Annotated in this window: 25 protein-coding genes; 12 read left to right on the top strand and 13 right to left on the bottom strand. The window is 73.3% G+C overall.

What is annotated here, in order from left to right:
• The first annotated feature begins 26 nt into the window (after nucleotides 1-26).
• The 8 genes from ACH01S_RS39290 (at nucleotide 27) to ACH01S_RS39255 (ending at nucleotide 7,400) form a co-directional block, all read left to right on the top strand.
• Nucleotides 27-1,130, top strand: coding sequence for a M20/M25/M40 family metallo-hydrolase (locus ACH01S_RS39290; RefSeq protein WP_169809429.1), 1,104 nt, complete (start codon nucleotides 27-29; stop codon nucleotides 1,128-1,130).
• Nucleotides 1,127-1,876, top strand: a complete 750-nt coding sequence (locus tag ACH01S_RS39285) for an MBL fold metallo-hydrolase (protein WP_083981660.1) — start codon at nucleotides 1,127-1,129, stop codon at nucleotides 1,874-1,876. The genes ACH01S_RS39290 and ACH01S_RS39285 overlap by 4 nt, the downstream gene beginning before the upstream one ends.
• A complete protein-coding gene (locus tag ACH01S_RS39280; protein WP_083981659.1) occupies nucleotides 1,873-2,793 on the top strand; it encodes an IclR family transcriptional regulator in 921 nt (306 codons plus the stop codon). Before ACH01S_RS39285 ends, ACH01S_RS39280 begins: the two co-directional genes overlap by 4 nt.
• A complete protein-coding gene (locus ACH01S_RS39275) occupies nucleotides 2,790-4,010 on the top strand; it encodes an alanine racemase (protein ID WP_067904810.1) in 1,221 nt (406 codons plus the stop codon). Before ACH01S_RS39280 ends, ACH01S_RS39275 begins: the two co-directional genes overlap by 4 nt.
• Before the next feature lie 30 nt (nucleotides 4,011-4,040).
• Entirely contained in the window at nucleotides 4,041-4,724 is a 684-nt protein-coding gene (locus ACH01S_RS39270) for a bifunctional 4-hydroxy-2-oxoglutarate aldolase/2-dehydro-3-deoxy-phosphogluconate aldolase (RefSeq protein ID WP_067904808.1), read from the top strand.
• A gap of 200 nt (nucleotides 4,725-4,924) precedes the next feature.
• Entirely contained in the window at nucleotides 4,925-5,860 is a 936-nt protein-coding gene (locus ACH01S_RS39265; protein ID WP_246236503.1) for a sugar kinase, read from the top strand.
• An 8-nt stretch (nucleotides 5,861-5,868) separates the two neighbouring features.
• Entirely contained in the window at nucleotides 5,869-6,252 is a 384-nt protein-coding gene (locus ACH01S_RS39260; protein ID WP_067904802.1) for a RidA family protein, read from the top strand.
• Nucleotides 6,252-7,400: a hypothetical protein gene (locus ACH01S_RS39255; RefSeq protein ID WP_067904799.1), complete on the top strand. Its 1,149-nt coding sequence runs from the start codon at nucleotides 6,252-6,254 to the stop codon at nucleotides 7,398-7,400. The genes ACH01S_RS39260 and ACH01S_RS39255 overlap by 1 nt, the downstream gene beginning before the upstream one ends.
• Before the next feature lie 386 nt (nucleotides 7,401-7,786).
• On the opposite strand, the gene ACH01S_RS39250 is transcribed toward ACH01S_RS39255, so the two are convergent.
• The 5 genes from ACH01S_RS39250 to ACH01S_RS39230 all read right to left on the bottom strand — a co-directional run bounded on the left by ACH01S_RS39250 (nucleotide 7,787) and on the right by ACH01S_RS39230 (nucleotide 11,071).
• A complete protein-coding gene (locus ACH01S_RS39250; protein WP_067904796.1) occupies nucleotides 7,787-8,245 on the bottom strand; it encodes a MarR family winged helix-turn-helix transcriptional regulator in 459 nt (152 codons plus the stop codon).
• A gap of 63 nt (nucleotides 8,246-8,308) precedes the next feature.
• Entirely contained in the window at nucleotides 8,309-9,268 is a 960-nt protein-coding gene (locus ACH01S_RS39245) for a sigma-70 family RNA polymerase sigma factor (protein ID WP_148344174.1), read from the bottom strand.
• A gap of 13 nt (nucleotides 9,269-9,281) precedes the next feature.
• On the bottom strand, nucleotides 9,282-9,665 hold the full coding sequence (locus ACH01S_RS39240; protein ID WP_067904793.1) for an SgcJ/EcaC family oxidoreductase: 384 nt from the start codon (nucleotides 9,663-9,665) through the stop codon (nucleotides 9,282-9,284).
• Between the two features lie 52 nt (nucleotides 9,666-9,717).
• The gene (locus ACH01S_RS39235) at nucleotides 9,718-10,071 is read right to left on the bottom strand and encodes an MmcQ/YjbR family DNA-binding protein (RefSeq protein WP_067904790.1); all 354 of its coding nucleotides are present in this window, start codon (nucleotides 10,069-10,071) and stop codon (nucleotides 9,718-9,720) included.
• Between the two features lie 64 nt (nucleotides 10,072-10,135).
• Entirely contained in the window at nucleotides 10,136-11,071 is a 936-nt protein-coding gene (locus ACH01S_RS39230; RefSeq protein WP_083981663.1) for an RNA polymerase sigma-70 factor, read from the bottom strand.
• Nucleotides 11,072-11,242: 171 nt separating this feature from the next.
• Here ACH01S_RS39230 and ACH01S_RS39225 point away from each other — a divergent pair, with 171 nt between their 5' ends.
• Nucleotides 11,243-11,728 carry a carboxymuconolactone decarboxylase family protein gene (locus ACH01S_RS39225; RefSeq protein WP_067904784.1) on the top strand — a complete coding sequence of 162 codons (486 nt, stop codon included), beginning with the start codon at nucleotides 11,243-11,245 and terminating at the stop codon, nucleotides 11,726-11,728.
• A 9-nt stretch (nucleotides 11,729-11,737) separates the two neighbouring features.
• Here the strand turns inward: ACH01S_RS39225 and ACH01S_RS39220 are convergent, their stop codons facing one another.
• Together ACH01S_RS39220 and ACH01S_RS39215 are read right to left on the bottom strand one after the other, a co-directional pair.
• Nucleotides 11,738-12,163 (bottom strand): DUF6624 domain-containing protein, encoded by a 426-nt coding sequence (locus ACH01S_RS39220; RefSeq protein ID WP_218010551.1) that lies wholly within the window; start codon nucleotides 12,161-12,163, stop codon nucleotides 11,738-11,740.
• A 132-nt stretch (nucleotides 12,164-12,295) separates the two neighbouring features.
• Nucleotides 12,296-12,811 carry a VOC family protein gene (locus ACH01S_RS39215; protein WP_067904861.1) on the bottom strand — a complete coding sequence of 172 codons (516 nt, stop codon included), beginning with the start codon at nucleotides 12,809-12,811 and terminating at the stop codon, nucleotides 12,296-12,298.
• A gap of 49 nt (nucleotides 12,812-12,860) precedes the next feature.
• Between ACH01S_RS39215 and ACH01S_RS39210 the strand changes: the two genes are divergently transcribed.
• Nucleotides 12,861-13,556, top strand: coding sequence for a TetR/AcrR family transcriptional regulator (locus ACH01S_RS39210; RefSeq protein WP_067904778.1), 696 nt, complete (start codon nucleotides 12,861-12,863; stop codon nucleotides 13,554-13,556).
• Here the strand turns inward: ACH01S_RS39210 and ACH01S_RS39205 are convergent.
• The gene (locus ACH01S_RS39205; protein WP_218010550.1) at nucleotides 13,486-13,890 is read right to left on the bottom strand and encodes a cupin domain-containing protein; all 405 of its coding nucleotides are present in this window, start codon (nucleotides 13,888-13,890) and stop codon (nucleotides 13,486-13,488) included. The two genes, ACH01S_RS39210 and ACH01S_RS39205, sit on opposite strands and share 71 nt — an antisense overlap.
• Nucleotides 13,891-13,913: 23 nt before the next feature.
• Between ACH01S_RS39205 and ACH01S_RS39200 the strand changes: the two genes are divergently transcribed.
• The gene (locus tag ACH01S_RS39200) at nucleotides 13,914-14,507 is read left to right on the top strand and encodes a TetR family transcriptional regulator (protein ID WP_067904856.1); all 594 of its coding nucleotides are present in this window, start codon (nucleotides 13,914-13,916) and stop codon (nucleotides 14,505-14,507) included.
• Here the strand turns inward: ACH01S_RS39200 and ACH01S_RS39195 are convergent, their stop codons facing one another.
• The 3 genes from ACH01S_RS39195 to ACH01S_RS39185 form a co-directional block, all read right to left on the bottom strand.
• Entirely contained in the window at nucleotides 14,508-16,397 is a 1,890-nt protein-coding gene (locus ACH01S_RS39195) for a GTP-binding protein (protein WP_067904776.1), read from the bottom strand.
• A gap of 214 nt (nucleotides 16,398-16,611) precedes the next feature.
• The gene (locus ACH01S_RS39190) at nucleotides 16,612-17,661 is read right to left on the bottom strand and encodes an LLM class flavin-dependent oxidoreductase (RefSeq protein ID WP_067904772.1); all 1,050 of its coding nucleotides are present in this window, start codon (nucleotides 17,659-17,661) and stop codon (nucleotides 16,612-16,614) included.
• 394 nt (nucleotides 17,662-18,055) lie between these two features.
• Complete coding sequence (locus ACH01S_RS39185) at nucleotides 18,056-18,475, bottom strand: Dabb family protein (protein ID WP_067904769.1); 420 nt, start codon at nucleotides 18,473-18,475, stop codon at nucleotides 18,056-18,058.
• A gap of 152 nt (nucleotides 18,476-18,627) precedes the next feature.
• Between ACH01S_RS39185 and ACH01S_RS39180 the strand changes: the two genes are divergently transcribed.
• Nucleotides 18,628-19,263 (top strand): TetR/AcrR family transcriptional regulator, encoded by a 636-nt coding sequence (locus tag ACH01S_RS39180; RefSeq protein ID WP_067904766.1) that lies wholly within the window; start codon nucleotides 18,628-18,630, stop codon nucleotides 19,261-19,263.
• Here the strand turns inward: ACH01S_RS39180 and ACH01S_RS39175 are convergent.
• A complete protein-coding gene (locus ACH01S_RS39175; protein ID WP_148344173.1) occupies nucleotides 19,229-21,241 on the bottom strand; it encodes a hypothetical protein in 2,013 nt (670 codons plus the stop codon). The two genes, ACH01S_RS39180 and ACH01S_RS39175, sit on opposite strands and share 35 nt — an antisense overlap.
• Before the next feature lie 334 nt (nucleotides 21,242-21,575).
• Nucleotides 21,576-22,238 (bottom strand): response regulator, encoded by a 663-nt coding sequence (locus tag ACH01S_RS39170; RefSeq protein WP_067904760.1) that lies wholly within the window; start codon nucleotides 22,236-22,238, stop codon nucleotides 21,576-21,578.
• Nucleotides 22,239-22,263: the final 25 nt, after the last annotated feature.

The raw sequence follows: 22,263 nt of genomic DNA, 5'->3' as shown, positions 1-22,263 counted from the left end.
CGAACTCGGGGGAGCTTCTACGGGACATGGTCGGCATCCCCAGCGTCAACCCGCGGGGTGGGGCGGGTGACGGGGAGGCCGCTGTCGCGGCGTACGTCCGCGACTGGTTCGCCGGGCGCGGCATCAAGGCCGAGGTTCGGGAGGTGTCGCCGGGACGTCCGAACGTCGTCGCGACCGTGCCGGGACGCGACCCGCGCGTCGTCCTGCTGGAGTCGCATCTCGACACGGTCGAGACCGACGGCATGACCGTGGACCCGTTCGCCGGGACGGTCCGCGACGGCCGCCTGTACGGGCGCGGCGCGTGCGACGCGAAGGGGCCGCTGGCGGCGTTCATGCTGGCGGCGGCCGGGCTGGCGGCCGGTCCGCCGCCGCCGTTCGGGGTCGTCGTCGCCGGGGTGATGGACGAGGAGCACGCCTACCAGGGCGTCCTCGGCCTGATCTCCGACCTCGCCGGCACGGAGGTCGTCGGCGCGATCGTCGGGGAGCCGACCGGGCTCGTCCCGGCGACGGCGCACAAGGGGTGCGTGCGGTACACCGTCCGGACGCTGGGGAGGGCCGGGCACAGCTCGCGCCCGGACGAGGCCGTCAACGCGGTCACCCTCATGTCCCGCGTGATCGACCACATCGCCGGGACCGCGCCGGACGCCGCGCCGCACCCGCTGCTCGGCCCGGCGACCCGCTGCGTCACCCGGATCAGGGGCGGGGACGGGCCGAACACCGTCCCCGGCCGCTGCGAGATCGACGTGGACCGCCGCACCCTGCCCGGGGAGGACCCCCTGGAGGTGTGGCGCCGCGACCGCGCCGAGCTGACCGCCCTCCTGCCCGGCCAGGTCGAGGTGGACGACCCGTTCACCGTCGACTACGCCCTCGACACCCCGGCGACGAGCCCGGTGCCCGCCGCGCTGTGCGCCGCGCTCGAACGGGCGGGGCTGCCCGCGTCCGTCCAGGGGATGCCGTTCGGGACGGACGCGAGCAAGCTCGCCCGCGCGGGCGTCCCGTCGGTCGTGTTCGGGCCCGGCTCGATCGCCGACGCGCACTCGGCCGCCGAGTCCGTGGCGCTCGCGGACGTGGACGCCGCCGCCCGGCTGGTCGTCGACACCGTCCGCTCCCTCGGCGAGGGGGCGGCATGAGCATGCGGCTGACGCAGCACGTCGAACTCGTCGGCAGCGGAGCCGCCGGGTTCGACCTCACCGACCCGCTCGACTGCCACGTCTACCTCGTGCGCGGGTCGCGGGGCGCGGCGCTCGTCGACGCGGGCGCCGGGACGTCCGCCGGGCTGCTCGCGCGGCGGCTGCGCACCGCCGCCGCACCGGCGGGGGAGCGGCACCTGCTGCTCACCCACGGGCACGCCGACCACGCGGGCGGCGCCGCCGCCGTCGCGCGGGACGTGCCGGGGATCGCCGTCCGCGCGGGGGCGCCGGCGAGCGACTGGATCGCGTCCGGCGCGGAGGACAAGCTCAGCGTCGACCGCGGCAAGGCGGCCGGGGTGTACCCGCCGGAGTACGCGTTCGAGGCGTGCCCGGCGGTGCGTCCCATCGCCGACGGGGAGCGGGTCGACCTCGGCGGCGGGGTCGTCCTCACCGCGATCGCCACGCCGGGGCACGCCGACGGGCACACCTGCTACCTGCTCGACGCGCCCGAGGGCCGCGCCCTGTTCTCCGGCGACTGCGTGTTCACCGGCGGGCGGATCTCGCTGCAGAACCTGCACGACGCGCGCGTCCCCGAGTACGCGGCCAGCCTGGCGCGCCTCGCCGCGCTGGAGATCGACATACTGCTGCCGGGCCACCACGAGATCTCACTCGCCCGCGCCGGGCGGCACCTCGCGGCGGCCCGCGACGTTATCACCCGTGGACTGCTTCCGGGGAGCACGACATGAGCATCGACGAGACCGTGCCCGGCAAGGCCGCGGCGAAGCCCGCGCGGAACCAGTCGTCGTCGCTGCGCCGGGCGCTCGCGGTGCTCGACCACGTCCGCGACCACGCCGACGCGCGCGGCGTGTCCCTCACCCAGATCGCCGACGACCTCGGCCTCAGCAAGAGCACCGTGCTGCGCCTCGCCGCCCCGCTGATCGACGGCGACCTGCTCACCCGCGACCGCGAGACGGGCTGGTTCCGGCTCGGGCACGGCGCGCTGCGGCTCGGGCAGGCGTACCTGTCGTCGCTGGACGTGCGGTCCGTCGCCGCCGACCCGCTGCGCCGCCTCCAGCACGTCGTGGGGGAGACGTGCCACCTCGTCGTCTACGACGCGCCCGAGGTCGTCTACATCGACAAGGTGGAGAACGAGCACAACGTCCGGATGGCGTCCCGCGTCGGGATGCGGATGCCCGCCTACCGGACGGCCGTCGGCAAGGCCATCCTCGCCTGGCTCGGCGACGACGACTTCCAGCTCGTCGTCGCCGCCGGGCTCACCCCGCGCACCGAGCGGACGATCACCGACCCGGCCCGGCTCGCGGCCGAGCTGGAGCGCGTCCGGCTCTCCGGGTACGCCGTGGACGACCGGGAGAACGAGCCCGAGGTGCGCTGCGTCGCCGCGCCGATCTTCGACCACACCGACCGGGCCGTCGGGGCGCTCAGCGTGTCCGGGCTGACGTCCCGGATGACGCCCGCGCGGGTGCGGGAGGTCGGGCCGATGGTCGAGCGGACGGGCCTGGAGATCTCCCGCGTGCTGGGCTCGTCCCGGCAGCCGCGCCGCCGTCCCGAGCGGCCCCTCGACCGGCCACTCGACCGGGCGCTCGACCGTCCCGCCGAGCGCAGCAGTACCGACCGTGATCCGCATGGAGGGAACCAGCCGTGAACCTCACGATTCCGGACGAGTACGTCGACTGGCGGACGAAGGGCTTCTGGCAGCCCGGCCCGGCCGTCCCGTACGCGGAGTTCGCCGCCGCCCGGCACCCGCTGTTCGGCGGCCCGTTCACCTGGCCGCTCATGGTCCTGCGCAGATCGGCGCTGGAACACAACATCGCCGAGCTGGCCGCGTTCTGCGCCCGGCACGACCTGGCCTTCGCGCCGCACGGCAAGACGACCATGGCGCCGTCGCTGTTCCAGACCCAGCTCGACGCGGGCGCCTGGGGCATCACCGCCGCGACCGCCAACCAGGTCCTCGCCTACCGGACGTTCGGCGTCCCGCGGATCCTGCTGGCCAACGAGCTGCTCGACCCGACCGCGCTGCACTGGCTCGGCGGCGAGGTCGGCCGCGGCATGGAGTTCCTGCTGTACGCCGACTCGCTCGAAGGCGTCGCCGCGCTCTCCGCCGCCGCCGGGCCGCGCCCGTTCCGGGTGCTCGTCGAGTTCGGCCACCCGAACGGGCGGACCGGGTGCCGCACCGTCGAGGAGCTGACCGCCGTCGCGCGCGCCGTCGCCGCCTCCCCCGGCACCGAACTGGCGGGCGTCGCGGGCTACGAGGGCGGGCTGCCGGACGTCGCGGCCGCGGGCGCCTACCTCGGGACGCTCCGCGACGTGACCGCCGAGCTGTCCAAGACCGGGCTGCTGCCGCGCGAGGTCGTCGTCACGGCGGGCGGCAGCGCGTACTTCGACCAGGTCGCGGAGCGGCTGTCCGGGGACTGGCTGCCCGGGCACGAGCTGACCGTGATCCTGCGCAGCGGCGCCTACGTGACGCACGACGACGGCATCTACACCGAGCGGACGCCGTTCACCCGCCTGCCCGGCTCGCTGGACGCCGCGCTGGAGATCTGGGCGCAGGTCACGTCCGTCCCGGAGGAGGGGCTCGCGATCGTCGGGATGGGCAAGCGTGAGGCGCCCTACGACGCGGGGCTGCCCGTCCCGCTGCGCGTCCGGCGGCGGGACGGGACCGTCCTGCCCGCGGACGGCCTGCGCGTCACCGACACCAACGACCACCACGCCTACGTGGCGGTGGAGGGGCCGTCCCCGCGGCCGGGCGACCTGATCTGCTTCGGGATCTCCCACCCCTGCACGGCCTTCGACAAATGGCAGGTCATCCCGGTCGTCGACGACGACCATACGGTGACCGACCTGATCCGCACCTACTTCTGACCCGTTGAACCCCCCTTCGAGAGGACGACCATGACCCCCCGCTTGGCGCCGGGAGGCGCGCTGACGGCCACCGGCGTCGTCGCGGTCGTGCGCGGCACCGACCCCACCCGCGTGACCGGCGTCCTGGACACCCTGGTCGCCGCCGGCATCCGCTGCCTGGAGATCACCCTCAACACTCCCGGCGCGCTGGACGCGCTGCGCGCCGCCCGCGACCGGTACCCCGACGACGTCGAGCTCGGCGCCGGGACGGTCCGGACGCCCGCCGACGCGTCCGCCGCCGTCGACGCGGGCGCGTCCTTCCTGGTGGCCCCGGACACGGACGCCGAGGTCGCCGTGAAGGCCCACGACCTGGGCGTCCCCTACTACCCCGGCGCGCTCACGCCCAGCGAGGTCGCCCGCGCCTGGGACCTCGGCGCCACCGCCGTCAAGGTCTTCCCCGCCCACCTGTTCGGACCCGAGTACCTGCGCGACCTCGCCGAGCCGTTCCGCGACATCGCGCTCCTGCCGACCGGCGGCGTCCGTCCGGGCAACGCGGGCGACTACGTCCGCGCGGGCGCGATCGGCGTCGGCGTCGGCGGCTCCCTGATCGGCGACGCCCTCGACGGCGGCTCGCTGACCGCCATGGCCGACCGCGCCTACCGCGTCCTCAACGGCGTCCGCACGGCCCGCCTCCAGGCCACCGCCCCGCCGCCCCCGGAAGCCCCGTCCCGATGACCGGAGCGGAGCGAGGATCATCGGGGCGGCCCCCGGGGGTCCGAGGGTCGTCCCCCGGAGAAGAGCGCCCGATGACCACAGCGGAACAAGCATCACCGGGACGGCCCCCGAGAGGCCGGGGGCCGTCCCCCGCGGAAACGGGCCCGATGACCGGAGCGGAACAGGACTCAGCGGGGTCTCCCTCGGCCGGGGTCGATCTCGTGACGTTCGGGGAGACGATGGCGCGGCTGGAGAACCCGGTCGTCGGGCCGATGCGGCACGCGCGGACGCTCGACCTCGGGATCGGCGGCGCCGAGTCGAACACGGCGATCGGGCTGCGCCGCCTCGGCGCCACCGCCGCCTGGTTCGGCCGGGTCGGCGACGACGAGTTCGGCCGTCTCATCACGACGGCGCTCGCGGGCGAGGGCGTCCGCATCGACCACGCCGTCGTGGACGAGTCGGCCCCCACCGCGCTGCTGTTCAAGGAGCGCCGGTCGGGGACGCTCACCCGCGTCCAGTACTACCGGACGGGCAGCGCGGGCTCCCGGCTCGGCCCGGCCGACGTCCCGCACGCGCTGATCAGGTCGGCGCGCGTCCTGCACGTCACCGGGATCACGGCGGCGATCAGCCCGACCGCCCGCGCCGCGCTGGACGACGCCGTCGAGACGGCCCGGGACGCGGGCGTCCCCGTCTCCCTCGACCTGAACTACCGCAGCGCCCTGTGGTCCCCGGACGAGGCCGGTGAGTGCCTGCGCGACCTGGTGAAACGCGCCGACCTCGTGTTCGCGACCGAGGCCGAGGCGCGGCTCGTCGTGGCCGCCGACGACCCGGCCGGGCTCGCCGCCGGGCTCGCCGCGCTCGGCCCGCGCGACGCGCTGGTCAAGCGGGGCGCGGCCGGGGTGGTCGCGTCCTGCGCGGGAACGTTGCATGTCCAGCCCGCGCACCGGGTCCCGGTGATCGACCCGGTCGGGGCGGGGGACGCGTTCGCCGCCGGGTACCTCGCCGAGTTCGTGCGGGGCCGCCCGGTCGCCGAGCGGCTCGCCACCGCGACGGCCGCGGGCGCGTACGCGGTCACCGTCCGCGGCGACTGGGAGGGTCTCCCGAGCCGCCGTGATCTCGACCTGCTGAAATCGACCGAAGACACCGTCACCCGATGAGGAGAGCCATGAGCAAGCGCGAACTTCGCAGCGCGGCGGCGCCCGCACCCCTCGGCACCTACTCGCAGGCCCTCGTGGTCGGCGACTTCGTGTACACGTCCGGGATGGGCCCGATCGACCCGAAGACCGGCGAGGTCGTCGGCGACGACGTCGCCTCGCAGACCAGGCAGACCCTCGCGAACCTGACCGCCGTCCTCGCCGAGCACGGCCTCGGCCTGGACGACGTGGTGAAGTCGACCGTCCACCTCCAGGAGCTGCACCGCGACTTCGCCGCCTACGACGAGGTGTACCGCGCGCACTTCAACCAGCCGTACCCGGTGCGGACGACCGTGGGCTCCGACCTGATGAACATCCTGGTCGAAATCGACTTCGTCGCCTACAAGAAGAGCTGATGGATTCATCCCTCTATGTCCTGGTCGAGGATCTGCGCGGCGACGGTGACGACGTCGCGCGGGTCCTCTCCCATGGCGTCACGTCCATCACGATCGGCGCCGCGTACCACCGCGCCCGCGACGTGACGCCCCACGGCCGCACCCGCGTCACCATGCGCCACGACGGGGTCCACTTCCCCTTGGACGACGCTTTCGACGGCCTCCGCCTGACCCCGCCCGTGCAGAAGGGCGCGGAACGCGAACCCGTGCGGGCTCTCCGGGAGCGGACGCGCGAGCTGGGCGTGCCCCTCCACGGGTGGGGCGTCTTCCTGCACAACACCACGCTCGGCCTCGCCTTCCCGGACGTGACGCAGGAGAACTGCTTCGGCGACCGTGCCGCGCCCGCCGACCTGTGCCCGTCCAACCCGGACGTGCGCGCGTACGCGGTCGCGCTGGGCCGCGCCATCGCCCGCCAGGGCGTGGACTCCGTCGTCGCCGAGTCCCTCCATTTCGGGACGTTCCAGCACGGCTACCACCACGAGCGCTCCTTCGTCGAGCTCGGACCGGCCGCCGAGTTCGCGCTGGGCCTGTGCTTCTGCGCGCACTGCCGCGAGCGCGTCCCGCACGCCGACGCCGCGCGCGACGCCGCGTCGCGGCTGGCCGCGTCCGTCCTGGACGGCGGCCCGCCGGTCGACGCGATCCCGGACGTCCTCACCGACTACGCGCACGCCCGCACGCCGGTCGTCACGTCGCTCGCCGCCGACGTCGCCGCCGCCGTGGCGGAAGAGGGCTCCCGGCTGACCTTCCTCGACCTGACCGGCGCCGTGAAGGGCTACGCGGACGGACGCCCCACCGGCGACCCGGCCGCCGCGTCCGCCTGGCGGATCGGCGTCGACCCGTCCGGCGTGGGCAAGGTCGTCCCGTCGTACGCGGTGCTCTGCTACGCGTCCGACGAGGCCCGCGTGGCGGAGGACGTCGCCGCCTACCGCACCGCGCTCGGCTCGGCCACGACGCTGCGCGCCGTCCTCCGCCCCGGCATCCCGGACACGGTCTCGGCCGACCACCTGGCCGCCAAGGTGACCGCCGCCCGAACCTCGGGCGCCGACACGGTCGACTACTACCAGTACGGCCTGGCCCCCTTGCCCGTCCTGGACCGCATCCCCGACTAACACCCAGCCACCCGCCCGGCCACCCCCAAGCCAGCGAGGCCGACACCCGACCGACACCACGAGCAAGCCCCGACCGACACCACGGAAAGGCGCGCCGGGCACCGCGGCAAGGCGTGGCGGGCACCGTGGACAAGCCGCGACCCGCACCGCGGACAAGCCGCGACCCGCACCACGGACAAGGCACGACCCGCACCGCCGGGCAAGCCGCGACCCGCACCGCCGGGCAAGCCGCGACGCGCACCGCCGGGCAAGGCGCGACCGGCACCGCGGGCAAGGCGCGACCGGCGCTGCGGGCAAGGCGCGACCGACACCGTGGGCAGGGGGCGGCCAGGTGTGGCGGGCGGGTGGTGGGGGCCGGGTGCGATGGGCGGTCGTGGTGGGGTGGGTCAGGGGACGGTTTGGGCGGCGGCGTCCAGGCGTTCGGTGATTTCGCGTAGGACGTGGTGCAGGTCGGCCAGCTCAGCCTGGGTGAGGCCGGTCGCCGCGAGGACGCGGCGGGGGACGTCCACGGCCCGGGCGCGCAGGGCGGCGCCGCGGTCGGTGAGGTGCACCGAGACCGAGCGCTCGTCCTCGCGGCCGCGGCGGCGGGTCACGAGACCGGCCGTCTCCAGCCGGGTGAGCAGGGGAGACAGCGTGCCCGAGTCGAGGCGGAGGCGCTCGCCGAGCCGCTTCACCGTGGGCCCGTCCTCCTCCCAGAGGACGATCATGACGAGGTACTGCGGGTAGGTCAGGCCGAGGCCGCGGAGCTCCGCGCGGTAGAGCGCGTCGAAGGCGCGCGAGGTCGCGTGCAGGACGAAGCAGACCTGCCCGTCCAGTGCCAGTGGATCGTCGCCGGTCCCCGTCATGGCCCCATCCTACGGGCGCGCGCCCGTTCGGTTGCCCGCAACCGATTCCCCCGTTTCCCATGATCAGGGCCCCGGCAGGGTCGGGGCGAGGCCGAACGCCGAGAAGACCCGCGCGTCGGTGAAGACGACGTTGCGCGCGACCCGGCCGCCCTCCACGGTGAGGACCTGCAAGGTGTGGAGCCGGTAGACGCCGTCGCTCAGGAGGTAGGCGACGAGGGCGGGCTGCCCGTTGGCGGTCGTCCGGACCATGCGCCAGCCGGTGCCGCGCCACTCGAACAAGCGCACCATGAAGAGCCCGTAGGAGTGCCTCCCCCGGTACCAGTGCGGGACGGGCGGCATCTCCAGCGCCGCGTCGTCGGTCAGCAGCGTCACGAGGGCGCCGACGTCCGCCGTCTCGAACGACCGGACGTACCGGTCGAGCAGGTCGTTGACGGCGGCGTCGTCCGGCTCGGCGACCTCCTCCTCGGTCACCGCGACGCCGGACAGCCCGGCCCGCGCCCGCTGCAGCGCGCTGTTCACGGCGGCCGCCGACGTCTCCAGCAGCTCCGCCGTCTCCGCCGCGCTGAACTCCAGGACGTCCCGCAGGATCAGCACGGCCCGCTGCTTCGGCGGCAGCACCTGCATCGCCGCGATCAGCGCCAGCCGCAGGCTGCCCCGCCGCGCGACCCGCGACGCCGGATCGTCGAGCAGGGCGTCCGGGAAGGGCTGCAGCCACGGCACGTCCAGCGCCGGGGCGAGCGGGAACTCCGCCTCGCCCGGCTCCGGCCCGCCGACCATGGACGGCAGCGGCCGCCGCGCCCGCCCCTTCAACGCCGTCAGGCACGCGTTCGTCGCGATCTTGTAGAGCCAGGTCCGGACGGACGCCCGCCGCTCGTCGTACCGGTCCCAGGCCCGCCAGGCGCGCAGCATCGTCTCCTGGACGAGGTCCTCCGCCTCGTGCACCGAACCGAGCATCCGGTAGCAGTGCACCAGGAGCTCCTTCCGGTACGCCCCCACCGCCGACTCGAAGTCGTCGTCGATCACGTGCCCCCTCCGCCTAGTGCGCGGGCGCGTTGGCGTAGGCGGCCACGAGCCACCGCCCGTCCCGCCTCGACAGCACCCACGTGGCGAGCCGTTCCCCCTCGGCCGACACCTCGCTCTCCCCCGCCATCACGATGCCCGCCCGGCTGACGATCACCGCCGTGTCGCCGTGGACGCGCGTGTCGCGCGGCTCGTCCACGGCGCGCGACCCCTTCAGCGGCCCGGCGAACCCGGCCGCCATGTACTCGCGGACCGCCTCCCGCCCCTGGTGGAACACGCCGGGCATGACGACGGTCGCGTCGTCGGTGTAGTGGTCGGCGAACGCGGCGGCGTCACCGTCCGCCCAGGCCTTGTACATCTGGTCGAACATGGCGCGGACTTCGGACTCGGTGCTGTTCATCGAACGCTCCTTCTGATCGGTCGGCGGTATGTACCGCCCGATCACCCCCGACTCATCGGTCACCGCCGGAAATTTCTTGGAGCGTGTTCGCGAGGCGCTTCGGCGCGGACAGCCGCCACCCCTCGACGACCAGTTCGGCCAGGTGGTCTGGGTCGACGTTGGGCAGCTTGACCTCGACCCAGGCGAAGCGTCCGCTCGTCCAGGAGGGGGAGAAGGTCTCGGGGTCGTCGGCGACGAGGGCGGCCTGCTCCTCCCTCGTCGCCTTCACCATGATCGACTGCTTGGCCTCGCTGAGGTAGCAGAAGCCCTTGTCCCGCACGCGGAAGCCCGTCATCTCCGCGAAGGACTCGCGCTCGGTCACCTCCGGCAGCCCGAGCACCAGCTCCAGGAACTCCTCGACGCTCATGCCCCAAGGCGTACCACCCGCCTCGGACGTTCTCGGCCCGGCGCGTCCGCCCGGACGCTCCGGATCAGCGGCTGACCGGCGTCTCCCGCCCGAGCCGCGCCAGCTTCTCCGGGTTCCGGACGACGTACAGCCCGGTCACCAGCCCGTCGTCGATCCGGACCGCCACGACGTCGTCGATCTCCCCGCCGATCCGGACGATCAGCGCGGGCCACCCGTTGACCTGCGCCACCTCGACCGTCGCGAGCCCGCCCAGCTTCGGCAGCCCGACCGACAGCAGGCGCGCGACCTTCTCCGCGCCGACCACCGGCTGCGGCACGGCCTGGACGACCCCGCCGCCGTCCCCGAGGAGGACGACGTCCGGCGCGAGGACGTCGAGCAGCCCCCGCAGGTCGCCCGTCTCGATCGCCACCTGGAACGCCGCGAGCGCGCCCCGCGTCTGCGCCGCCGACACGTCCCCGCGCGGCCGCCGCTCGGCGACATGCGCCCGCGCGCGGTGCGCGATCTGCCGGACGGCCGCCGGGTTCTTCCCGACGGCCTCCGCGATCTCGTCGTACCCGAGGTCGAACACCTCGCGCAGCACGAACACCGCCCGCTCGGTCGGCTTCAGCGTCTCCAGGACGAGCAGCATCGCCATCGAGACGCTGTCGGCGAGCTCGACGTCCTCCGCCACGTCGGGCGTCGTCAGCAGCGGCTCCGGCAGCCACGGCCCGACATAGGACTCCTTGCGGCGGCCGAGCGTGCGCAACCGCGACAGCGCCTGCCGGGTGGTGATCCGCACCAGGTAGGCGCGCTGGTCCCGCACCGTCGCGAGGTCGACGCCCGCCCAGCGCAGCCAGGTCTCCTGGAGGACGTCCTCGGCGTCGGCGGCCGACCCGAGCATCTCGTACGCGACGGTGAAGAGCAGGTTCCGGTGGGCGACGAACGCCTCGGTGGCGGCGTCCATCCGACCGTCCTGGCCGCGCTCCCCATCCTGGCCGGGCTCCCCTGATCCTTCGCTCATGGTCTGCTCCCCCCGTTCGTCATTCGACACGCCGCACACAAGATGCTCGGTCCCCTCGTTCTGTGACATCCGGGGCCCGGTGACATACGGCACACCTCCACGCCGTCACAAGCGCGAGGTCATCGGCATCTTGTGGTCGTCCAACCGGAACCCACGAGTGAGGACGACGTCATGGAACCTCGCATCGACCTGATGACCAACGAGATCGGCGCCAAGATCGCCAGGCGGATGGCGGGCGCGCACACGGTGATCGCGGAGTCGCCGCTGCCGAAGGCCGTCCAGGACCTGGTCATGCTGCGGGCCAGCCAGATCAACGGCTGCGGCCTCTGCGTCGACCTCCACACCAAGGAGGCGGCGGCGGCCGGGGAGACGACGGTCCGGCTCAGCCTGGTCGCGGCGTGGCGCGAGACGACGGTGTTCACCGAGGCGGAGCGCGCCGCGCTGGCGCTCGCCGAGGAGGGCACGCGCCTCGCGGACGCCCACCACGGCGTGTCCGACGCGACGTGGGAAAGGGTGCGCGAGCACTACGACGACGACCAGATCGCGGCGCTCGTCTCGCTGGTCGCCCTCATCAACGCCGCCAACCGGCTCAACGTCATCGTGCGCAACAAGGGCGGCTCCTACGAGCCCGGAATGTTCGCCGCCGCGGTGAGCTGAAAGCGGTCGCTAGGACGCGCTCGGCCAGGAGTCGAGACGGCGGCGCATTTCCGCGTCGTATTCGTCCATGGGCGGCAGGCCCATTTCGGCGCGCCGCTCGTCCAGGCCGTCCGGGTCTTCGATCGGCCGCGGCCCGAACCCCGACTCGGTCTCGGTGTACTGGGTCCCGTACCGCTGCGGACGACCGGCGTTGACCCGGACGCGGTCCTCCAGATAGGCGAGGTGTTTCCGATCGGCGTCGCCGCGCGCGACCGCGTCCCGCAGGGCCAGCAGGAGGCGGCGCTGCGCGCGGCGCCGCCGGTCCGCGTGCTGGGCGAGCAGCCAGGCGGCGTCGGCGGCCCGCGCCCCGACCAGGGCGTTGCCCGGCCAGCCGTGCCGCCGGACGACGCGGTCCAGCCAGGCCGCGTTCCTGTCGTCGACCCAGAGGAAACGCAAGGCCCGGAAAGGGGACCGGTAATGGCGGGGCGTCGACGTCCGGACCCTCTGGTCGCGGGCGGCCCGGCGTAACAGATCGGCTCGCAGCGTCCCGTTCACCGCTCCACTATCGTCCCTTGACCCCCGTCCGGCCTATGGGGTCTCGCCCGCGGCGGCGGCGCGCCGGGCGGCAGTTTCGCGGGGGTCGTCCACGCGCAGCGGATCGGCCCCCGTGTCGGTGTGATGCGCCGTTGTGTAGAAGCGCACCTCGTGCCCGTCGGGGTCGTGCAGCTCGGGCAATATCCAGCCGATGGTCGCGAAATGCACCCCCGCGTGGGATTCGCCCAGCGCGGTCAGCCGCGCGGCGAGTTCCTCGATCGCGGATTTGCCGGGGACGCCGATGGCGAAGTAGTCGAACCCCGCCGCGGCGACGGCCCGCTCGGGGTCGAGGCGAAGGGCCAGCATCGGCCCGCCCGCCGGATGCCGCAGCGCGTACCCCATCAGCGTGCCCTGTTCTACGAACTCGATGTCGACCTCGTATCCGAGCCTGGAGCGGTACCACTCCAGGGACCGGGCCAGGTCGGTGACCGGGAGCTTCAGGTGGTGGACGCCGTCCAGCCGGGGCGGGCCCGAGCCGTCCGCGGGTGAAGCGGCGCTGCGATCCCCCATCGCGATCTCCTTGCAGTCGGAGTGCATTGATGCAGTTATACTGCAATGCATGTCCGACCCCGTCAAGCCCGATCTGCGCGCCGCCCGTGTCGCCGAGACCGAGGAGAAGATCCTCAAGGCCGCCACCGAACTGTTCGTCAAGCACGGCTACGCCGGGACCACGCTGGCCGCCGTCGCCGACCGCGCCCGGGTCGGGGCGCGCACGGTCTACGTCCGGTTCGGCACCAAGGCGGCCCTGCTCAAACGGGCCGTCGACGTCGCCTTCGCCGGGGACACCGCGCCGGTCGACGTCCGCCACCGCGACTGGTTCACCCGCGCCGAGACCGCCCCCACCGCCGCCGAACGCCTCGCCGCGCTCGCGACGGGGAGCAGCCGGATGCTGGCCCGCGCCGGGGACGTCCTCGCCGTCGCCCTGGAGGCCGCCGCGACCGAACCCGAGCTCGCCGCCGCCGCGCAGGCTGGCCGCGAGGCCACCCGCGCCAACATCGCCGCCTTCTGGGCCAAGATGGCGGACGACGGCCTGCTACCCGGCGGCCGCGACCGCGACCTCGGCTGGCTGACCGACACGGCGTCGCTGCTCGTCCACGCCGAGACCTACCTGCTGGCCCGCGCCATGATGGGCTGGACGCCCGCCGCCCACGAGCGCTGGCTCACCACGTCCCTCACCGCGCTGATCAGCGCGGACCCAGCGAGCCCTCCGCCGCCGCCTCCACCGCCGCCGGGCCGCCCGGCCGCGGCTCCTTGAGCTCGACGAAGATCGAGTGCGTGGGGGTGTCGCCGATGTTCTCCCCGGCGTGCTCCTGGGCGTCCAGCCAGCGCGCCTGCCCGGCGCGCAGTTCGAGCTCCACCTGCCGTCCGCCCGACGTGAGCCGCCGCGTGAACGAGCTCAACGTGACCATGACGCTGTCCGGATGGCCGTGCGGGCTGGTCCGGTCGCCCGGCGCGTCCCGGTACTCCAGGACGCGGACGCGCTCGTTCTCGAAGATCACCGTGTAGAGGCCGGGATCGGTGACGGTGGGGTCCTGCTGCATGGCCGCCTCGCTCGGCTCGCCGGTCAGGAGAGGGGACCGCAGTCCCATGGGACGACGGTACCATTATGGAGATGTCAGTACCATATGAGTCGACCGGACGCCGCGAGCAGAAGTCCCGCACCCGCGAGGCGCTGGTCGCGTCCACCCGCGCCCTCATGGCCCGTGGGCTGACCCCGACCGTCGAGGAGGCGGCCGCCGCCGCGCGCGTCTCCCGGACGACGGCCTACCGCTACTTCCCGAACCAGCGCGCCCTGCTGCTCGGCGCGCACCCGGAGACCCGGCAGGCGTCGCTGCTCCCCGACGACGCCCCGATCGATCCGCGGGCACGGCTCGACCTGGCGATGCGGGCCTTCACCGACCTCACCGTCGAATGGGAGCCGCAACTGCGCGCCTCGCTGCGGCTGTCGCTGGAGCCCGGCGCGGAGCAGCCGCCGCTCCGCCAGGGCCGCGCCGTCGCCTGGATCGAGGACGCCCTCGCCCCGCTCCGCGAGTCCCGTCCGGACGTCGACGTCCATCGGCTGGCCGTGGCGATCCGCTCGGCGACCGGCATCGAGGCGCTGATCTGGCTCACCGACATCGCCGGGCTCTCCCGCGAGGAGGCGACCGCCCTGATGCGCCGATCGGCGCACGCCCTCCTTCAGGCGGCGCTCACCGACCAAGCCTGATCAGCCGTCCCCGCGGAGGCGGGCGGGCCGGGAACGGGTCGGCGGCGCGCCCGCCACCGGCCGCTCCCCGGACGGCGCCGACCACCAGGCGCCCTCGCCGCCGGTGAGCGCGGGCAGCGCCGCCTCCGCCTCGGCGGCGCGGGCGGCCGGGATCTCGCCCTTGATCGTCCAGCCGTCCGCATCGGACGCGCCGGGCACGCCGGGCACGCCGGGTACGGGCTCGACGGACGTGGCGCCGACCGCGCCGAGCGCCGCGAGGACGGGACTGAGCGCGTCGCCCGGCACCTCCGCCTCGAACACGTGGCACGGCTCGAAGACGCGGGTGCCCGCGCGGGCGAGGGCGTCCATCAGAACCAGCGGGGTGAGGCCCCGGAAGTCGCCGGCGGTGCTGATCGGCGCGGCGAACCCGGACCGGGTCAGCGTCACGGCGCAGTCGGTGACCGGCCACCCGCGCAGCCCCTCTTCCAGGGTGCCGTGGACGGTCTCCTCGATCGCCCGGTCGAAGGCGTGCGGCAGCGCGCCCAACTCGGTCTCCCGCCGGAACGTGTTCCCGGCGCCGCGCGGCGCGGGTTCGACGCGCAGGCCGATCGTCGCCCAGAACTCCGGCACGCGGCGCCGCCAGTCCATCTCCTCCACGGCCTCGCCCACCCCGGCGGGACGTTCGGTGTAGACGGTCCGGCTCTCCTCGAAGACCGCCTCGATCCCGGCCTCGGCACGCAGCCGGGCGGCGACGACCTCCTTCTGCACCTCCCCGTACAGCAGGACGGACGTCGCACCGGACGGCGCGGGCCGCGCCCGCAGCAGCGGGTCCTCGTCGGCGAGGTCGAGGAGCGCGGCGCGCAGCCGTCCCGCGTCGGCCGGGCGGCGGGCGCGCACGATCGTCTCCAGCGACGGCGGCGGGAACGGCGGCACGTCCCGGCCGGGCGGCCCGATCCGGTCGCCGACCCGCACCCCGGCGAGGCCCCGCACCCGCGCGATGTTCCCGGCGGTCAGGACGTCGTCGCCGGGCGCTCCGGCGACGTCCAGGCCGGTGATCCGCCCGCCGCCGCGCCCGCCCGCGAAGGCGACCCGCTCGCGGACCCGCAGCTCGCCGGAGAACAGCCGCAGCCACGCGACCCGCTCGCCGGACGCGGCGCGCTCGACGGCGAAGACGGAGCCGCGCGTCCCGCCGTCGCCGGGCGCGGCCGGGGGCAGCAGCGAGCCGAGGCCGCGCAGCAGGTCGGGGACGCCGGCGCCGGTCCGCGCCGAGCCGAAGTACAGCGGCTGGACGGCGCAGGCGGCGGTCTGCGCGCGCAGCGACGCCCGCAGGGTCTCCGGCGGCGTCGCGCGGTCGTGTACGAAGTCGGCGAGCACGCGGTCGTCGCCGTCCGCCAGGATCTCGGCCGAGGGCGCGCACGGCTCGACCCGTCCGGCCCGCACGCGGTTCAGCGGGACGGGCCGCGCCGCCAGCCTGCGCTCGACGGCGGCGAGCACGCCGTCCGGGTCCGCGCCCACCAGGTCGATCTTGTTCACGAAGATCAGGGTGGGCAGTGCCAGCGCGCGCAGGGCCCGCATCAGCACGCGGGTCCGCGCCTGGACGCCGTCGGTCGCCGACAGCACCAGCACGGCGCCGTCCAGGACCCCGAGGGCCCGTTCGACCTCGGCGCCGAAGTCGGCGTGGCCGGGTGTGTCGATCAGGTTGACCCGCAGCGCGCCTAGCTGGAACGACACGACGGCGGACCTGATGGTTATGCCGCGCTGGCGTTCCAGTTCGCCGCGGTCGGTCTGGGTGTCACCGGCGTCGACGCTGCCGAGCCTCCCGATCGCGCCGGTGTCGTACAGCAGCCGCTCGGTCAGGCTGGTCTTTCCCGCGTCAACATGCGCGAGGATGCCGAGGTTGAGGATGGGCATGGGCGGAGGTGTCCTCGAAAGCTCTCGTCCGGAATGGGCGCTGTGAGTTCTCGAAGACCTGGCGCATCTCGCCTCCGCTGCTCGTCCGGCACGGCTCCGCCGTGATCACCGCCATGCTGCCAGCGTGCCCGCGCGCCGCCCACCCGTTTTTCGCGGGCCCGGCGCGACGGGAACGGGCCGGGGCGCCGACGCGCCCCGGCCCGTCCGCGGAGACCTAGCCGAACGCGGGCATCAGCTCGTCGTGGATCAGCCGGAGCTGGCCGTCCACGCCGGGGACGCCGGTGAGCTCGCGTCCGGTGAACGACTTCACCAGCCCAGGGTCGGTGATCGCGCAGATCATGTGGTTGACGCCGGTCGGCGCGATGTCGCTCGCGATCCGCGCCCGGACCTCCTCCGGCGTTCCCGCCAGCGACAGCTTCTCGGTGATCTCGGGCGTGGTCAGCTCGATCGCCTTCGCGAGGTCGCCGTTGCCGATGGCCTGGACGATCGGGATCATGTCCGCCGGGTCGACGCCGTTGCGCTCCAGCTGCTCGGCGGGCATCGCCGACGCGTACAGCCCGACCATGCTGCGGGCCGCCTCCTTCGCGGCGGCCGAGTCGGGGCCGACCGCGAACACGACCCAGGCGCCGATGTCGAGCGTCCGCCAGTCCTTGCCCGCGCGCTCGGCGCCCTTCCGGACATGCTCGACCGCGTACTCGTAGGCGCGGCGCGAGTAGCTCAGCGCGTGGTGCACGCCGTCGGACAGCTCACCGGCCGCCTCGAACGACTTCGGCCCGCGCATCGCGCCGATCTTGACCGGCAGCCGCTCCTGGACGGGACGCGCGAACGTGAACAGCCCGTCGTAGGAGTAGAACTCGCCGTCGCGGGTGATGGCGCCCTCATCCAGCAGGGTCCGGACGACCGCGACGGCCTCCTTCACCCGGGTGAGCGGCTTGGTCGTCGTCCAGTCGATCTTGTACTGGGCGAGCACGCCGAAGTTCCCGCTGCCGAGGACGACCTCGGCGCGCCCGCCGGTCAGCTCGTCGAGCGTCGCCGCCGCCTGCGCGATCAGCGACGGCTCGCGCAGCGTCACCGCCGAGACGGACGGGCCGAGGCGGATCCGCGACGTGCTCGCCGCGGCGGCGGCGAACAGCAGCCAGAGGTCCTTGTGCCACGGCTCGTCGGCCGCGTACACCGCGTGGAAGCCGAGCTCGTCGGCCAGCGCGATGGATGCCAGCGACTCCGAGAGGGGGTAGTCGGGGAGCATGGCGTAGCTGAACTTCACGGGGAAACGTCTCCTTGTGGTGCGCCCCTTCGCGCACGGTATCGGGGGATACGGGAGATCGTAGGTGCTCCGGAGTGACCGGAGGATCACTTCTCGTGACGTTCCTCGTGTTTCGTCCGGGCGGACGAGCGGGGCCGGGAGACCGGACCGTGCGGGGCACCCGAGAGGGTGACGGCCCGGCCCCACTGCCTCCATGATGGGCCCGGAGGGGCCGGTCCGGCGCGTCCGGAACCGGCCTACCGTCAGGCTGGACGGCGCCCACCCTCCACCTCACCAGGCGGAACGGTACGACTCCACGTCCTTCGTCCGGGACGGGTTCCGCGGCAGGCACGTCCCGCGAACCGCCAGGTTGGCCATGGACGGCAGCGCCAGCCCGCTCTGCGAGGTGCTCGCCTCAGGCGGAGTCTTCCTTGGTCGGAACGCCGCTGCCCTGGTACGAACCGAGGTCCTCGACGAGTTCGAGCAGTTCGGGATGGTCGGCGAACCGGTCGGCGTGCACCTGCGCGATCTTGGCGTCGATCTCCGGGTCGGGGTCGTCGGTGAGGTCCTGGGAGATCATCTTGGCGACCAGCGGCAGCCCGACCGCGTCGATCCGGCGGTGCAGCGGCGCGTACATGTAGGTGCGGTAGGCGTCGACGTCCTTGAGCGCGTACATCGCTCCGTAGTCGAATTCACCGCCGATGTCCCGGCCGACCAGGAAGAACTCGACGACGTCCAACTCGCGGCCCATCTGGCGCAGCAGGTCGAGCGCCTGCTCGACCTTGTCGGCGGGGACGTCCGGCTTCATGGCGATCCGGATCTGGTGGTAGATCACGACGGCTCTCCTCGGCCCTTGATGCGACTAGTGGTTGCGTTAAGCACTGTAAGTCGGTCGGGCAGCTTAAAGCAACAACTCGTTGCTTTAAGCTTTGAGCTTAACGCGCCATCGGGTTGCGTCTAGCCTTTGCAGCGCTCTAACCTGCGAGGATGGCAGGGGATCCGCTCCACGAGGTGGAGCATCTGCGCGTCGACGCCGCCACCGCCCGGCCCGGCGGCCGGACGGCCCGCGTCGGCGAGGCGGTGATCGACGCGACCATCGCCGAACTCGGCGAGGTCGGCTACACCGCGCTCCGCATCGACGCGGTGGCCGAGCGCGCGGGCGTCAACAAGAGCACGATCTACCGCCGCTGGGGGACGAAGGCGGGCCTCGTCTCCACCGCGATCATCGAGCGCCGCGGCGAGCTCGCCCCACCGGCCGACACCGGCACCCTGCGCGGCGACCTGATCGAACTGCTCAAGCAGATCCGGCTCAGTTTCCAGACGCCGTGGATCGTCGCGCTGATCCGCGAGTCCCGTCCGCGCACCGCCGACAGCGCCGAACTGTACGAACTCCTCGACAGATTCTGGCCCGCCCGTTTCCGCGCCTCCGGAGCCATCTTCGAACGCGCCGTCGAGCGCGGCGAACTGCCGCCCGGAACCGACTCCCAATTCCTCCTGGAAATGATTTCGGGGCCGCTCTACTTCCACCTGTTCATACTCGGCCGCCCCCTCGACGACGCCTTCCTCGAAAAGACGGCCGACTTCGCCCTCAAGGGCGCTGGAGTTCGCCTTCCGAACCCGTGACCAGGTCGTGGACCTCCTCCAGGGACCAGGTGCCCTCGCCTCCGGTGATCTGGAGGAGCGCGTGGGAACGGAGGTGGATTTCGGTTTCGCCGTACGGGAGCGAGAGTGTCCGAACAGGGGTCAGAGCGGCGTCGAGGTGGACGAGGCCGAAAGCGTCCCCGCTGCGGAACAGCACAGGTCCCGGCGGGCCCAGATAACGCACCACCGCGGTTCGGTCACCCGCTATGGAATGCTCGAACGGCCGGACGTGACCCGTTGGCGGAACGGCGTCCTGTTCTTCGATTCGGGCACGGGCGCCGTCCACGTCGGCTTGTTCCAGGGGCGTCACGTCGATCCGCCAGTCCGCTCCGGGAGCGGTTCTCACCTGGAGCAGCGCGTGTGCCGGAACGGCGAACGTGCTGCGGTTCGGCGGGGACTCGCCGCTCGGCAGCGGGCCGTGCGCATCGGTGGACGCGACCGGATCGCAGCCATGGGGCGCGACCAGGTCAGGCCCATAAAGGTGGACCTGGTGGGCTTGCCCGCTCGGACATGTCACGACGCCGATTCCGGGCGGGCCCTGGTAGTTGAGCACTTCGGTCCCGCTGCCGGTGGCCGAGCCGACGAATCCGCGTGCGCGTTCAGGGCCGCTGATCGTGACGGTCCAGCGTCCCTCGGACTCGACGTACAGGAACCTTTTCGTGAGCGCCTTGCCGGAAATCGACCGGTCGTTCAGAACGGTCGTGGCGGGCGTGGCTCCGGGCCCGCACTCCACCACCGGGACGCCCTCGCCGAACTCGGTGCGGCGAAGCCAGGCGCGCAGCGTCCCCGGGCCCTCGTTCACGAACTCGGCGAGCACCGGATGGGAAAGCCGTCCCTTGATCTTGACGCGCATTCCGCCGACGCCGCGATGTGTGATGACCTCGCCGTAATGACCGTGTTCGGCGGGCGCGGGTTCCTTCAGCGCGAGCGTCTCGTCCGCGGCCAGCCAGCGGTCGAGGTCGGCGGCCACCCGGCGCGGCTCCTTCACCCGCAGGCGCAACCAGCGGACCGGACGGCCCTGCTGGGGTATTCCCCTCCCCGGTTCCAGGTCCTTCAAGGCCAACATGACCCAGAACCAGTTCCCCCACCGCAGCCGACGCGCGGGAAGGGAAATGGCGTCCCGCATCTGAAGGGTGAGGTTGAGTTCTTCCCGGAAAGGCGTCAAATGGGCGACGCCGTCCTCGATCCGGCCACGCCCCGGCTCTTCGCCGTAGTGGATCGCCGCGATCGCGGTGCGCGGAATTCGCAGCGCCTTCCAGAGCAGCAGCCCGTCCCGGATGACGATCTCGTCATCGGTGACCCACATCCGGGGCCGTACCGTCACCAGCCTGAGCGTCTGGGTCGCCGCGCCCACGAGGGCGACCGCGAGGAGAGGCGCCCACAATCCCGCGACCAGTTCGGCCAGGGTGGTCGCCTTGTTGAACTTCACCCAGATCACACCGAACAGCGGCAGCGACGCCACCAGTGAGAGCAGGCCGACGATCCCGGCCAGGGTCCGCCCGATGGACCTGGGCATCTTCACCCTGATCTTGGACGATTTCGGCCGCGCCGCCCAGCCCCACCGATCCCGTTCGGCGAGCGCCCCCAGCGCGCCCATCGCGGAATTTCCGCGTCCTTTCGCCGCCCGTTTCCGCGCCGCGCGAGAAGGCCGTGTCAGGTGAACGCCCCGCAGCACGGCGGCGGACAAGGCCGTCCCGAAGCCACCGGTGATAGTCGCCAAAATCCCGGCGCCGACCGCCGGCCACCACTCGGGCGACCCGCCTTCCAATTGGACGAAGCGCCCCGAACCGACGTCGAGCGCGGGAACCACGTCCCCGTAATCGAGGGAATGGCCGCCGTCCCCTCTCAGCTCGACTCCCTCCCGGGTGACCTGGAAGATGCTGCCGGTCGTGAACGTGCCGGTCCAGACGCAGTCGCCCTTCGGGCACGACTGCGATTGCACGATGAACGTGCCCGGCACCCCCTCGCCCTTCGCGGCGCGCCTGGTGGCCGTGGCCTCGTCCACCGCGAAGCCGAAGGCGAAGGTCCAGACCATCAGGAACCCGATGCCGACGAGAAGCTGGGCGACGGGCATTCGCCAGAGGTAGTTGAAGACGTACTTCTCCGCGGCCCGGTCGACCTCGCGTCCTCCGCCCATCCCCGCCCCGTCCCCACCCCGCCCCGCCGCCGTCTCACCGAGCCGGACGGCACATTCCTCGCCAAAAAGGATCATACGGCGAAGCGGGAAACTCGAATGCGTTAACGACGCCGCGCATTCGCCATTGACTCGGCCGGGCCCGAGCCGCGCGGACCGGTCAGGCGAGACCGGCGTCGTGGGCGAGCAGCGCTATCTGGGTGCGGTTGCCGAGGTCGAGCTTGGTCAGGATGTGCGACACGTGGGATTTCACGGTGGCCAGGGTCATGTCGAGCTCGGCGGCTATCTCGGCGTTGTTGCGCCCCTGGCCGATCTCCACCACCACGTCGTGCTCGCGCGGGCTGAGCGCCGCGAGCGTCGCCTTGGCCCGGGCGTACGCCCCGGCCTGGACGGCGGCCCGGTCCATCAGCCGCCGGGTGATCCGCGGGGACAGGATCGGCTCGCCCGCCACGACCTGCCGGACCGCCTCGACGATCCGGGCGGGCGGGGTGTCCTTCAGCAGGAAGCCGCTGGCCCCGGCGCGCAGCGCGTGCAGGATGTTCTCGTCGGTGTCGAACGTGGTCAGCACGATGACCTCGGGCGGCCGCGGGCGCGCCCGCAGGCGGCGGGTCGCGGTGATGCCGTCGACCCGGGGCATGCGCAGGTCCATCAGCACGACGTCGGGGGCGTGCGCGTCGGCCGCCGCCGACACCCGGTCGCCGTCGTCGGCCTCGCCGACCACCGCGATGCCCGCGGCGCCGTCGAGCATCATGGTCAGCCCGGCGCGGACGAGCGCGTCGTCGTCGACGACGAGGACGCGCACCGGGGGATTCACGCGGGCCATGGTATCGACGCGTGCAGCCGGAACT

The organism is Actinomadura chibensis NBRC 106107 (assembly GCF_001552135.1).
In the GTDB taxonomy this organism is placed as follows: Bacteria; Actinomycetota; Actinomycetes; order Streptosporangiales; family Streptosporangiaceae; genus Spirillospora; species Spirillospora chibensis.
Note: the sequence above shows the minus strand (reverse complement) of the source record. Positions and strands in the feature narration are given on the sequence as shown.